At 69.0% G+C, this 12,863-nt stretch carries 12 protein-coding genes; 5 read left to right on the top strand and 7 right to left on the bottom strand.

Annotated features, from left to right (window positions below):
- The first annotated feature begins 2 nt into the window (after positions 1–2).
- Entirely contained in the window at positions 3–1,274 is a 1,272-nt protein-coding gene (locus tag ABZ552_RS10270; RefSeq protein WP_281878123.1) for an ABC transporter substrate-binding protein, read from the top strand.
- 161 nt (positions 1,275–1,435) lie between these two features.
- Here the strand turns inward: ABZ552_RS10270 and ABZ552_RS10265 are convergent, their stop codons facing one another.
- From ABZ552_RS10265 to recQ, 5 genes are all read right to left on the bottom strand, one after another.
- Positions 1,436–2,299 (bottom strand): DMT family transporter, encoded by an 864-nt coding sequence (locus ABZ552_RS10265; protein ID WP_281878122.1) that lies wholly within the window; start codon positions 2,297–2,299, stop codon positions 1,436–1,438.
- Positions 2,296–2,769, bottom strand: coding sequence for an SsrA-binding protein SmpB (gene smpB, locus ABZ552_RS10260; protein ID WP_040868858.1), 474 nt, complete (start codon positions 2,767–2,769; stop codon positions 2,296–2,298). The genes ABZ552_RS10265 and smpB overlap by 4 nt, the downstream gene beginning before the upstream one ends.
- 56 nt (positions 2,770–2,825) lie before the next feature.
- Complete coding sequence (locus ABZ552_RS10255; RefSeq protein ID WP_281878119.1) at positions 2,826–3,068, bottom strand: hypothetical protein; 243 nt, start codon at positions 3,066–3,068, stop codon at positions 2,826–2,828.
- 67 nt (positions 3,069–3,135) lie between these two features.
- On the bottom strand, positions 3,136–4,215 hold the full coding sequence (locus ABZ552_RS10250) for a metallophosphoesterase (RefSeq protein ID WP_281917531.1): 1,080 nt from the start codon (positions 4,213–4,215) through the stop codon (positions 3,136–3,138).
- A 76-nt stretch (positions 4,216–4,291) separates the two neighbouring features.
- Positions 4,292–6,166 carry a DNA helicase RecQ gene (gene recQ, locus ABZ552_RS10245; protein ID WP_357436481.1) on the bottom strand — a complete coding sequence of 625 codons (1,875 nt, stop codon included), beginning with the start codon at positions 6,164–6,166 and terminating at the stop codon, positions 4,292–4,294.
- Positions 6,167–6,363: 197 nt separating this feature from the next.
- Between recQ and ABZ552_RS10240 the strand changes: the two genes are divergently transcribed.
- Positions 6,364–7,335: a hypothetical protein gene (locus ABZ552_RS10240; protein ID WP_357436479.1), complete on the top strand. Its 972-nt coding sequence runs from the start codon at positions 6,364–6,366 to the stop codon at positions 7,333–7,335.
- 222 nt (positions 7,336–7,557) lie between these two features.
- Here the strand turns inward: ABZ552_RS10240 and hisN are convergent, their stop codons facing one another.
- Both hisN and ABZ552_RS10230 read right to left on the bottom strand, forming a co-directional pair.
- Positions 7,558–8,343 (bottom strand): histidinol-phosphatase, encoded by a 786-nt coding sequence (hisN, locus tag ABZ552_RS10235; protein WP_357436477.1) that lies wholly within the window; start codon positions 8,341–8,343, stop codon positions 7,558–7,560.
- A gap of 244 nt (positions 8,344–8,587) precedes the next feature.
- Positions 8,588–9,184, bottom strand: a complete 597-nt coding sequence (locus ABZ552_RS10230; protein WP_281878112.1) for an NAD(P)H-dependent oxidoreductase — start codon at positions 9,182–9,184, stop codon at positions 8,588–8,590.
- 139 nt (positions 9,185–9,323) lie between these two features.
- Between ABZ552_RS10230 and ABZ552_RS10225 the strand changes: the two genes are divergently transcribed.
- The 3 genes from ABZ552_RS10225 (at position 9,324) to ABZ552_RS10215 (ending at position 12,860) form a co-directional block, all read left to right on the top strand.
- On the top strand, positions 9,324–10,184 hold the full coding sequence (locus ABZ552_RS10225) for a helix-turn-helix transcriptional regulator (RefSeq protein WP_281878111.1): 861 nt from the start codon (positions 9,324–9,326) through the stop codon (positions 10,182–10,184).
- A gap of 699 nt (positions 10,185–10,883) precedes the next feature.
- Entirely contained in the window at positions 10,884–11,999 is a 1,116-nt protein-coding gene (gene prfB / locus ABZ552_RS10220; RefSeq protein WP_281878110.1) for a peptide chain release factor 2, read from the top strand.
- Positions 12,000–12,860, top strand: a complete 861-nt coding sequence (locus tag ABZ552_RS10215) for a mechanosensitive ion channel family protein (protein ID WP_281878109.1) — start codon at positions 12,000–12,002, stop codon at positions 12,858–12,860.
- The last annotated feature ends 3 nt before the right edge of the window (positions 12,861–12,863 follow it).

The raw sequence follows: 12,863 nt of genomic DNA, 5'->3' as shown, positions 1-12,863 counted from the left end.
GGTTGCTCCGTGTCGTAGCCGCTCCCCTCGCGCTCGGGCTGGTCCTGACCGGCGGCTGTTCGACCTCCTCGTCCCCCGCCGCCCCCGGCGTCACCCGGGAAGCGTGCCCCCACGCGATCCACCCCGGCAAGGGCTGTATCTATCTGGGCGTCCTGTCGGACCTGAACAACGGCCCCTTCGCTCCGCTCGGGAAGTCATTGCAGGAAGGGCAACTCGCGTTCTGGAACGAAGTAAACAAGCAGGGCGGTATCGGCGGCTACGAGATCGACATCGCGACCTACAGTCGCGACACCGCTTACGACCCGCGCAGGCACGTCACGGAATTCGAGAACGTGGCGCCCCATGTGCTGGCGCTCGCGATGAGTTTCGGCACCGCGCAGACGCTGGCCGTGCTGCACGAGATGGACGAGGCGGACCTGGTGACCGGGGCGGGCACGCTCTGGTCGGGTTGGCAGTACCGCTCCACCGACCGCGATCTGGTGCTGGACGACGGGTTCTCCTACTGTACGGAAGCCGTGCTCGGCCTGGACTGGTTCGCGCAGAGCTACTACCAGCCACGCACGCTGGGTGTGGTCGCCTACCGCGGCAATTACGGCGGCGACTACGCCAGCGGAGCGCTCAAGTGGGCATTGGACAACGGCGCGACGATCACCGCGCGGATCGACACCGGACCGAATCCCGAAGTCGGCAACCAGGATTACCCGGTCGCGGAGATCATGGCCGACCCGCCCGACGTGGTCCTGTTGGCCACCGGCCCGGCCGAAGCCGCCGAAATCGTCGGCAAATTGGCGAGATCCGGCTATACCGGCCGGTTCCTCGGGTCCACTCCGACCTGGAACAGCGCCCTGCTCAAGACGCCGGCCGCACCCGCGCTCACGGCGCTCTACAACTACACCTCGCCGTTCGACGGCTGGGACGGCACGAGCACCGGCGCCCAGCGCGCCAGGAACGCCGCGCCGAGCGAACCGACGAATTTCGGCTACAACCTGGGCTGGGCCATCTCGTATCCGATGAAAGCGCTGCTCACCAAGGCAGCCGAGACGGGCGGCCTCGACCGGCCGACCCTACGCAAAGCCCTGGCCGGGCTCACCGTCGATTCCGAGGGGATGGCCGCACCGCAGATCTACGGGCGGGAAGAACCCGACGTCGCGGCGCAGCGCGCGGTGGTCAACGTTCCGGACCCCTCCACGTCATTGGGTTCGCGCACCGTGGTCGCCGATTACCGCAGTCCCACCCTCAAGCGGATAGCGATGCGCGAGCCGTGCACGCGGTGATCCGCGGACTCGGCTCGCGCCGCCGACGACTCGAGCTGGCGGATTGGCTCTCGGGTCGGCAGGGGAACTCGGGCGGCGGCGATTCGCGGCCGTCGCCTGGGTGCCCGGCCTGCGATCCGGCCCGGTCCCGGGCGACGGCGCTCACCCTCGATGATGCGGGCCTAAGCTGCGGCGATGAGCGCGACCGCGGCCAGCGCCAGCACCAGACCGGCCTGCTGCAGCCGGTGGACCCGCTCGCCGAGCAGCACCATCGCCATCAGCACGGTCACGGCCGGATAGAGCGAGCCGATCACGCTCACCAGCGACAGCAGCGATCCGTGGAACGCGTACAGCAGCGCCGCGTTGCTGATCACGTCCAAGGCGCTGATGTAGCAGGCCAGGCGCAGCGGTTCGCCGCGCAGCCGCCCGAGATCCCGGGCCGTCAAAGCGGTCAGCCATACCACCGCGGTAGCCGCGAGGCGCTGCATGAGCAGCGGCCACAGTCCCGAGTCCGCCGAAGTCTCGTGCAAGAAGACGAAGGCCAACCCGTACGCGGCGCCGGAGCCCACGGTCAGCGCGGCGACCTTGCGGGTGAATCGCAGTTCGCGGCCGCCGGTGATCTCCTCCGTCACGTCGTCCGGTGACTCCCGGCTCACCAGGAGCACCGCGACCAGCGCGAACACGATGCCTCCGAAGGCGAGCGGACCGGGGCGCTCGCCGGTCACCAGTCCGGCGAGTACCGGGATGCCCGCGACCAGCACCGCGGTCAGCGGAGACACCACCGCCATCGGACCGTTGGCCAGCGCGGCGTAGAACCACCACACCGCGACGCCGCTCGCGACACCCGTGGCCACACCCCACCACAGCGACGCGGCGTCCACGCTCCCCGGCACGAACGGAAGCAGCGCGAGAACCAGCAGCACCGAGAACGGATAGGAGTAGATGACGACGCGCAGCGCGGTCACCCGCCGCGACGCCACCCCGCCGTAGAAATCGCTCACGCCGTAGCCCACCGCGGCTGCCAGCGCGAGCAGGACGGCCGTCACCGCATGCCTTTGACCCGCCGTCCTAGTTCACGGGTGACCTCTCGCTCGGCGGTGCGCCGGGCCAAGTCCTGGCGCTTGTCGTAGTCCTGCTTGCCCCTGGCCAGCGCCAGCTCGACCTTCACCTTGCCGTCGGAGAAGTACATCGACAGCGGCACCAGCGTCTGATTTCCCTCCCGCGACTTGCCGACCAACCGCTCGATCTCGCGCTTGTGCAGCAGCAGCTTGCGCACCCGGCGCGGCGCGTGGTTGGTCCAGGTGCCGTGGCTGAACTCGGGGATGTGCAGCCCACGTAGCCACACTTCGCCGTTATCCACCGTCGCGAACGCGTCCACCAGCGAGGCCTTGCCCTCACGCAGGCTCTTCACCTCGGTGCCGACCAACGCGATCCCGGCCTCGTAGATGTCCAGGATCGTGTAGTTGTGCCGCGCTCGGCGGTTGGTCGCGATGACCTTGCGCCCCTTCTCCTTCATAACGGTCCACTTTAAGTGACCCGGCAACCGGATTATTCCCGCAGGTCGCGGACGCCCTAGCCGCCCTGGTGCAGCACGACGTAGAGCGCGAGGACGGCGAGGAACGCGACGAGCAGCGCCACGGTCGACAGCCGCGGTACGCCGGGACGCGGCGGCGGCGGACTGCGGCGCAGCCACACGTTCTCGACCGCCGGATCGGTCCTGCCGCGCACAAACGGCGGCGCGTCCGGGGTCTCACCTCCCACCGAGCCGATGGAGACATCGTCGCCCGCGTCGCTGGAACCCTCACCCGGTGCCATAGCCAGAACGGTAGCCGCCGCGAGGGCGCTGCGGCGCAATTCGGGCGCGGCGCAACACAGTTGGAACTCAGGCCAGACGCCGCCGGAACGCCTCGGCGGACGCGCCGGTCGCCAGGTCGACCGTGTGCACCTCGAGATCGACTCCGTCCTCGGTGAGCTCGAGGACCATGAAGCCCAGTTCGTGGTAGTTCTCGTAGAGCGCGCTGTGGCCCGCGCTCGCCGTGAGCCGTGGTTCGGCACCGACCGTCTTCGCGGCCGCGCCGGACACGATCTGCCTGGTCCCCTTCGAGGTCGCCGTGGGCTCGAGCACCTGCAGCGAGTGATCGTGCCCGGACAGGAGGAACTGGCACCGGCCGATCACATGGTCTTCGATGAAGCGCCGCACGTGCACGCCGTTGATCGGCTCCAGTGACACGCCCTCGTAGCGGCCCGCGTCCCCGTGCGGACCGTTGTTCAGGTAGGGGTGATGGGTGCAGGCGATCTTCCACGTGGCGGGCGACTCGGCGAGGGCGCGATCGAGCCAGGCGCGCTGCTCGTTCATGAACTGACCGTCGACCGCCCAGTAGGGCGAGAAGACCGGCGGCAGGTAGGCGGCCAACGGGTTGACGTCGAGGACGAAGAATTCGACGACCGGGTTGCGCTCGGGGATCCGCACCGAGTAGTAGCGGCTCGGCATCCACCAGCGGCGGGAGTTGGCGTGGTACTCCACCTCGGCGTTGCCGCGCAGCAGCCACCCCCCGTCACCGCCGAGCACCGAACTGTTGTCGTGATTGCCCAGCACCATCAGCCAGGGGAAATCCAGCCCGGCGTTGGGATTCTCGAATTTGTCCGCGAATTGGACGTCGGCCGCGCCGTCGGGCCCGTGCTCGTAGATGTTGTCGCCGAGCCCCAGTGCCAGCGAGACGGGGTCGCGGCCGTGGAGGGCGCGCATGGCGTCGGCGACCGCCCATTGGGTGCGGGTGCCGGTGCCCGCGTCACCGGTCACGAGCACCCGCACCCGGCGCTCGGCCGGGAAAGGGAACTTGGCGACCCCCTCGGCGACGGGCACCGCGTGCGCGGGCGTGCGCCCGGCCACTGTCGCCCCGGCCGCGAGAGTGGCAGCACCGGTCAGGAACGCCCGGCGTCCGATCGTCTCGCTCCGACTCACGTTGTCCTCCACAGTCTTCGACGGCCGTGACCGCCGACCATCCTCGCCCACCGGTGACCCGCGTGACGGTAGCGCCTCATCCGGCGGCGAGCACTTCGAGCACCTGTTCGCCATATTTCGCGAGCTTGTTCTCGCCGACACCGCTGACGCCGCCCAGCTGGGCGAGGCTCGTGGGCTTGCACGCCGCGATCTCGCGCAGGGTGGCGTCGTGGAAGACGACATAGGCCGGCACGCCCTGTTCCTTCGCGGTGGCCGCGCGCCATTCGCGCAACTTCTCGAACAGCGGCAGGTCGGTGGGTGTCAGGTCTACGGAAGCCGCCTTGGCGGCCTTCGCTGCCCGCGCGGGCTTGGTCGCGCGCTCGGGCTCGCGGCGCAGCAGTACTTGCCGTCCGTCGAACAGCACCTCGCTGCTTGCCTCGGTGAGCGTCAGCACGCCGTAGTCGCCGTGGACGGCCAGCAGCCCGTGCGCCAGCAGTTGCCGCACCACCCCGCGCCACTCCGTGTCGCGCAGGTCGGTACCGACACCGAACACCTTCAGCTCATGGTGGTCGTGCTGCAGGACCTTGGGGTTCTTCTTCCCGAGCAGGATGTCCACGATGTGCCCTGCCCCGAAGCTCTGGCCGCGTTCGCGCTTCAGCCGCAGCACCGTGGACAGCAACTTCTGCGCGGCCACGGTGCCGTCCCAGGATTGCGGTGGGGACAGGCAGGTGTCGCAGTTGCCACAGGGCAAGCCGGGCTCACCGAAGTAGGCGAGTAGCTGGGTGCGCCGGCAGCCGACCGTCTCGCACAGCGCGAGCATCGCGTCCAGGTGCAGCTGGAGCTGGCGGCGGTGCGCGGCGTCGCCTTCGGAGGAGTCGATCAGCTTGCGCTGCTGCACCACGTCGCTGAGGCCGTAGACCATCCACGCCGTGGAGGGCAGCCCGTCGCGGCCGGCGCGGCCGGTCTCCTGGTAATACCCTTCGACCGATTTCGGCAGGTCGAGGTGGGCGACGAAACGTACATCGGGTTTGTCGATGCCCATGCCGAAGGCGATGGTCGCCACGACCACCAAACCGTCTTCGCGCAGGAAGCGCGACTGGTTCTCCGCGCGGGTGCGATTGTCCAACCCCGCGTGGTAGGGCACCGCGGTGACGCCGTTCTCGGTGAGGAACGCCGCGGTCTTCTCCACCGAGTTGCGCGAGAGGCAGTAGACGATGCCCGCGTCGCCGGGGTGTTCGGCGCGGATGAATTCCAGCAACTGACGCTCGGGGCGGTTCTTCGGCTCGATCCGGTACTGGATGTTGGGGCGGTCGAAGCTGGAGACGAACCGGCGGGCGGCACCCAGATCGAGCCGCTGGATGATCTCGTCGCGCGTCTTCTCGGTGGCGGTCGCGGTCAGCGCGATCCGCGGTACGTCCGGCCACCGTTCGTGCAGCAGGGAAAGACCCAGGTAATCGGGCCGGAAGTCGTGACCCCACTGGGACACGCAGTGCGCCTCATCGATGGCGAACAGCGCGACCTTGCCACGATCCAGCAGCTGCGCGGTGGACTCCAGCCGCAACCGCTCCGGCGCGAGATAGAGCAGATCGAGTTCCCCCGCGACGAATTGCGCCTCGATGGTCCGGCGCTCGTCGGGGTACTGGGTGGAGTTGAGGAAGCCCGCGCGCACGCCCAGCGCGCTGAGCGCGTCCACTTGGTCCTGCATGAGGGCGATCAACGGGGAGACCACCACCCCGACGCCGGGACGCACCAGCGCGGGGACTTGATAGCACAGCGACTTGCCGCCGCCGGTCGGCATGAGCACCAGCGCGTCGCCGCCGTCGATCACGTGCTGCACGATCGCCTGCTGGTCGCCACGGAAGCTGTCGTAACCGAAGACTCGGCGTAGAACCTCTTGCGCCGCAACGGATCCGGCGTCCGAACCGGACGCGACTTCGGTCGCTACAGCCGCGAAATCATCGGGGGGAGTCACCCGGCCCATCCTACGAGCGCTCGGATGACCGGTACCCGTTCGGCCGGGCGTTCGCCCTGCTGAGCCACCGAGTTGTCCACATGGGGACAACCCGAAACCGCAGCTTCCGGCCGCAGCGCGCTGACCTGGGGTTTCCCGTCAATTGGGTGTGAGTTCCACGGCTTCCCGACCGATTCCGCGCTGTTATGTTGTCGCTCATGGCGAAAGGGATAGGGATCCGGGCATACGCGGCGGCGCTGAGCGCTGTCGCCGTGGTCGCCGGAGTCACCGCGGCGATGCCGGCGGCGTGGGCGGAGACGTTTCCCGCCCGGTGCTCGGACGGCTGGGAGACCACGACCGTCGTCGAAGGAGTCGGCAATCTGGAGAATCTGGATTCCGACGGGCGAGGCGGGTTCTACGTGACCGGGCTCATGGACGGCTACCTGGCGCGCGTCGATCGCGCGGGACGGATGGAGAAGCTGGTCACCGACCTGCATCGCCCGGCGGGCGTGCGCGTCGCCGGGCGCTACGTCTACTTCCTCACCGGGGACGGGCTCAGCGAACCGCCGGGCACGTTGCAGCGCTACGACATCGAGACCGGCGCGGTGCGCGTCCTGCTGACCGGGCTGAACGGGCCCAACGGCCTGTTGTCGCTGCCGGACGGCAGCCTGCTGTTCACCACCATCGGCCTCAGCGGTCCGAGCGGGATCTCGCGCTACTGGCCCGAGACCGGCGAATACGAGCGGGATTGGTCGACGCTGCCGCCCTCCAACGGCCTCGCCCTGGCCGCGGACGGCGAATCCGTCTACGTCGACACCATGACGCTGCAGATCCTGCGCGTCCGGCTGGACGATCCGGCTCATCCCACCGTCGTCTCCGGGATCCCGGACCTCGTCGCGCTGCCCGACGACATGGAGGCCACCCGGGCGGGGGCGCTTTTCGTCGCCGATCACGTGCTCGGCGCCGTCTATCAAGTCGATACGACGACCGGCGCCACCTGCGCGATCATCACGGGCTTGATCAAACCCGGCCCGATGCGCAACCCGCCGGACGGCGCCACGTCGGTGCGCATCGACCGCGACGGAGACTCCTGGGCGCTGTTCGTCACCAGCATGGACGGCACCCTGCGCCGCCTGCGCCCGCCGGCGGGGATGGATCTCACTCCCGCGACTCCGGCCCGTGCCGGATAGATCGGAACAGCTGGCGGAAGCCGGAGTCGCCGGGTTGCACGCATCCGGCGAAAGTGGTCGAAACGCACCCGTCGTGGCGGCTGCCACTATTCGGCGCGCACCCGCTCGGCGCGGTACTCGCCGTCGCGTGCACGGCCATGACCGCGAACGCCGACCACCTCGCGCCTGCGTGATCGGCCGATGAAGGTTTCCCCGGAGCGCAGGATCGGCGAAACGGAGCGCTCAGCCGCGCAGGCGGTCGAGGACCTCGTCGTGCAACAGGCCGTTGGTGGCGATGGCGTCGCCACCGTGCGGCCCTGGCTTGCCGTCCAGCGAGGAGAAACGTCCGCCCGCTTCGCGGACCAGGATGTCCAGGGCGGCCAGATCCCAGAGGGAGACCTCCGGTTCGGAGGCGATGTCGACGGCGCCTTCGGCGAGCAGGCAGTAACTGAAGAAATCGCCGTAGCCGCGCACGCGCCACACGTCGTCGGTCAAGGTGATGAACTGCTCGCGCAAGCCGCGCTCGCGCCAGCCGGACAGACTGGAGAACGCCAGGCTGGCCGAGCCCAGCTCACCGACGGCGGAGACCGAGATCCGCTCGCTCGCCTGCCCTTCGAAGCTCGACCAAGCCCCTGATCCCGCGGCTGCCCACCAGCGCCGGACCAGCGCCGGCGCGCTCACCACGCCCACGACCGGTTCGCCGTCCTCCAGCAGCGCGATCAGCGTCGCCCAGATGGGCACGCCGCGCACGAAGTTCTTCGTGCCGTCGATCGGGTCGATCACCCATTGCCTTCCGCTGAATTCGGCGGCGCCGCCGAATTCCTCACCCAGCACCGCGTCGTCCGGCCGGGCTTCGGCCAGCACCTGCCGGACCGCCTGTTCCACGGCGAGATCGGCGTCCGACACCGGAGTCAGGTCCGGCTTAGCGTCGACCTTCAGATCCAGCGCACCGAAGCGAGCCCGGGTGATCGCGTCGGCGGCATCGGCCAGTCGCAGGGCGAGTTCGAGATCGGAGGAGTACACAGCCACGCCCCGCACCCTATCGGTCCGCCTGGTCACGCCATTCCGTACCGGTGTGGGGCAGGTCACGACCCAACGGCAACGGAGGCGGACGCAACGTGCGTCCGAGGCCCGGGCAGGCCTCGGTGTGCCTGGCGTCATACCGCCACCTCATCGGCTCGCTGCCCACAGTCGCTGACCGAGGCGGCAGCGCACGACGACTGTCCGTACTGCGCCCGCTACCGCAATCGGCGGCTGTACCGGCTTCGCGCCGTCACCCCACAGTCTCCAGCGACCGCGCCGCTGCCAGCGCGCTCGCCCACCAGTGCAACTGGTCGAGCATCGCCGTCGCGGCGGCCGCCGGCTCCTCGGGCTCCCGCAACTTGCCCTCCTCGTCGAAAAGCAGGTAGTACCGCGGGAACGACACATAGTTGCGGACGGTGTGCGCGTTGAGTTCGTTGAAGATCTGCCGCATGTGCTCGATGGCGAGCAGGCCACCGGAGGCTCCGCTGTAGCCGACGAAGCCGATCGCCTTCGCGTCCCACTGCGTGAAATGCCAGTCGATGACGGCCTTGAGCGACGCGGGGATGCTGCGGTTGTAGTCGGGCGTGACGATGACGAAGGCATCGGCGGCCGTGAGCCGCCGCGTGAGGTCGGCCATGCCGTCGGGGCGCTGAGGGTTCGGATCCATCGCGGGCGGCACGGCGGGCAACTCCAACGGAATGTCCGCCTCGGCCACATCGATGACGTCCACCTCGAACAGACCGTGCCGGCGTGCCTGCTCGGTGAACCACGAGGCGACGACGGGCCCGAAGCGACCTTCCCGGACGCTGCCGATGATCACCGCGAGCTTCAGTGGGGCGTTGGACATGCTGTTCCTCCTCAGGTGTCAACGGCCCGGCCGGGCCGCTCACTCAATCTGCTGCCCCGCGGGCCGCCCAGGGAGACCGCCGTAAGAGTGGTAGTGGCAGGGACACCCTGAGGGCGTTTCGTCTTGTTAGGTTCGGACTGTGAGCGACAACGAACTAGGGCTCTTCCTGCGCACCCGCCGCGAAGCGGTGACGCCCGCCCAGGTGGGCTTGCCCACCGGTGCGCGGCGACGCACCCCGGGATTGCGCCGCGCCGAGCTGGCCACCTTGGCCGGAGTGAGCGTCGAGTACGTCACGCGCCTCGAGCAGGGGCGCGACCGGCGGCCCTCGCCCCCGGTGCTGTCCGCGCTCGCGGACGCCTTGCGGTTGAGTCCCGCCGAGCGCGTCCACCTGCACCGGTTGAGCAAGTCGGTGGACAGCGGGTTCACCTGCATGGGCGACGCGCAGCCGCTGCGCGAGGTGCGACCGACGGTGCGGGCGATCCTGGACCGGCTCGAACCCGCGCCCGCCGTGGTGGTCAACCGCCTGACCGAAGTGCTCGCCCACACCGACGGTTACCACCGGCTGATGGCGCCGACCGGGCTGTTCGACGGACCTGGCACCCCGCCCAACCTGGCGCGTTTCGTCTTCTGCCGACCCGGCGCACGGGATCTCTACGCGGATTGGGACCACGTCGCCGATGAGATGGTCGCCACATTGAAGCAGGGCCCGTTCCGCGCCGACGCGCACATCGCCGCCTTGGCCGACGAGCTCACCGTCACCGTGGGCCCGGCCTTCGCCGACCGGGTGGACACCGTGCCGAGTTTGGCCGCCGCCACCGGCGTCACCCGTCTCGCCCATCCGGAGGCCGGATCGCTGCGCCTGGCCTACGAGTCCCTCGAGCTCTCCGCGGACGACGACCAGCGCGTCATCGTCTATCTCCCGGCCGACGACGCCACCGCCGCGGCCCTCGACGCGCTCGCCGGTCGCCGCCCCGGCGGTTTGCGCGCGGTCTCGGGCTGAGCGGAGGTATCGCGAGACTCGCTCGGCAGACCCACAACCCACGGTCGAGGTCGGGGGGCGCATATCGACTGGCCGCAACCCCGGCGGACGACTGGATCGATTGGCATGGTGTCCCAGTGCCGAGCCGATCGCCGCGCAATAGAGAACAGTCGTCTCAGACGCTCCGCCGGTCCTGCGAATGGTGACTTGCTCTCGCCTGTTCCCCGATACCGGTTCCGACCGCTCGGCACCGCGAGAGCGGCTGCCGGTCGAGATCGACATTCCGATCCCCCAGCCGAACGCGAACGTGAGCGGCGTCGCGCGACTCGCTTGCCGGCGACCAGTCGCACGGACTCCGCTCACGGCGAACACGCGGCGGAAAGAGTGCGGTTCGACACACCGCCCCCGCCCGGTACCCGCGCGATCGGCGAGACGACGGATGCGCCCGACCGGAATCCCTCGGGCGGAGGAGCGGTCACCTCCGCCGCGAAATCCAAACCCGAACTGCGCCAAGCACCGTCGCCGTTTAGGGTAGGAACTCATGAGGCGTACGTCACAGCACAGCCACCCGGCGGCGGCCGGGAAGCGAGTGCACGACGTCCCGGCGATCCGCCGTTTCGGCCAGCGCCCGGCGCAGGCCACCCGCGCCGACGCCGCCCCCGGTCATCCCGCGTGCACTCGTGTGCTGCCGTCACGGAGAGGCAGCTAGGCTTGACGATCGTGCATCCTGACGTTTCCGCTGATCTCGCCGAACTCGACGCCACCCTGAAGACGGTCGAATCGGTCCTCGACATCGACGAGCTCCGCCGTCGTATCGACGAGCTCGAACATCAGGCCGCCGACCCCGACCTGTGGAACGACCAGGACCACGCCCAGCGGGTGACCAGTGAGCTGTCGCACGCCCAGGGTGAACTGCGCCGGGTGGAGGAGCTGCGCCAGCGGCTCGACGACATGCCGGTGCTCTACGAGCTGGCCGAGGAGGAAGAGGGCGAGGCCAAGGCCACCGCGCTCGCCGAGGCCGACGCCGAGCGCGCCGCGCTGCGCAGCGACGTGGAGGCGATGGAGGTCCGCACGCTGCTGTCGGGCGAGTACGACAAGCGCGACGCGCTGGTGAACATCCGCTCCGGCGCCGGTGGCGTGGACGCCGCCGACTGGGCCGAGATGCTGATGCGCATGTACATCCGCTGGGCGGACCGGCACAAGTACGGCGTCGAGGTCTACGACACCTCCTACGCCGAGGAAGCGGGCATCAAGAGCGCCACCTTCGCGGTGAAGACGCCTTACGCCTACGGCACGCTGTCGGTCGAGATGGGCACGCACCGGCTGGTTCGCATCAGCCCGTTCGACAACCAGGGCCGCCGCCAGACCTCCTTCGCGGAGGTCGAGGTGCTACCCGTGGTCGAGACCACCGACCATATCGAGGTGCCCGAGACGGAGATCCGCGTCGACGTGTACCGCTCGTCGGGCCCCGGTGGCCAGAGCGTCAACACGACCGACTCCGCGGTCCGCATCACCCACCTGCCCACCGGCATCGTGGTCACCTGCCAGAACGAGAAATCCCAGCTGCAGAACAAGATCTCGGCCATGCGCGTGCTGCAGGCCAAGCTCTTGGAGCGCAAGCGGCAGGAAGAGCGCGCGGAGATGGACGCGCTGAAGACCAACGAGGGCGCGTCCTGGGGCAACCAGATGCGCTCCTACGTGCTGCACCCCTACCAGATGGTCAAGGACCTGCGGACGAACTACGAGGTCAACAATCCGTCGGCGGTGCTCGACGGCGACATCGACGGGTTCATCGAGTCGGGTATCCGCTGGCGAATGCGAGAGCAGGGAAGCTAGATGAATGTCGCGGGAATCCAGGCGATCGCTTCCACCGGTTTCACCACGTGGCTACGCGGTTCGGGCCTGGAGATCGTGCTGCTCATCCTCGGCGCCATCCTGTTCAGCCGGCTCGCCACGTACCTGCGCGACCGGGTCACCCGCCGGATCGACGCCGGATTCCGCAGCAGCGACGCGCTGGTGCGCACCGAGGCTGCCAAACATCGGCACGCGCTGGCCCAGGTGATCACGTGGGTGGTGCTGACCATCGTCTACGTGCTGATCACCATGGAGGTGCTGCGGCGGCTCGGCTTCGCCGTCACCGGGTTGGTCGCGCCCGCCGCGGTGCTCGGCGCCGCGCTCGGTTTCGGCGCGCAGCGCATCGTGCAGGACATCCTCGCCGGGTTCTTCCTGATCACGGAGCGGCAGTACGGGTTCGGCGATGTGGTCCGGATCGCGGTGACTGGAGCCGCGGAGCAGGCGGAAGGTACGGTCGAGGACGTCACGCTGCGGATCACTACGCTGCGCAACGCGGACGGTGAGGTGATCACGGTGCCCAACGGGCAGATCGTGAAAGTGACGAACCTGTCCAAGGACTGGGCGCGCGCCGCGATCGACGTGCCGGTGGCCGCCAGCGCTGACATCACCAGGGTCAACGAGATCCTGCACGAGGTCGGTACAAAGGCGTACGAGGATGCTCGGTTGAAGCCGTTGCTGCTCGACGAGCCCACCGTCATGGGTGTGGAAGACCTCACCGTCGACCAGATGAACATCCGAATGGTTGCCCGAACGTTGCCGGGTAAACAGTTCGACGTCGGACGCGAGCTGCGGGTGCGAGTCGCCGCGGCGCTGCGCCGGGAGGGAATCAGTGAGACCACGTAGATC

The sequence above is a fragment of the Nocardia sp. NPDC019219 genome (assembly GCF_040632645.1).
GTDB classification, from domain to species: Bacteria; Actinomycetota; Actinomycetes; order Mycobacteriales; family Mycobacteriaceae; genus Nocardia; species Nocardia sputorum.
This window is presented reverse-complemented; position numbering and strand designations above follow the sequence as displayed.

What these genes read in the sequence shown, in the direction of transcription:
- smpB (WP_040868858.1), bottom strand. Translation starts at nt 2,769, where the DNA reads ATGAAGGAGAAGGGGCGCAAGGTCATCGCGACCAACCGCCGAGCGCGG.
- ABZ552_RS10255 (WP_281878119.1), bottom strand. Translation starts at nt 3,068, where the DNA reads ATGGCACCGGGTGAGGGTTCCAGCGACGCGGGCGACGATGTCTCCATC.
- ABZ552_RS10240 (WP_357436479.1), top strand. Translation starts at nt 6,364, where the DNA reads ATGGCGAAAGGGATAGGGATCCGGGCATACGCGGCGGCGCTGAGCGCT.
- ABZ552_RS10230 (WP_281878112.1), bottom strand. Translation starts at nt 9,184, where the DNA reads ATGTCCAACGCCCCACTGAAGCTCGCGGTGATCATCGGCAGCGTCCGG.
- ABZ552_RS10215 (WP_281878109.1), top strand. Translation starts at nt 12,000, where the DNA reads ATGAATGTCGCGGGAATCCAGGCGATCGCTTCCACCGGTTTCACCACG.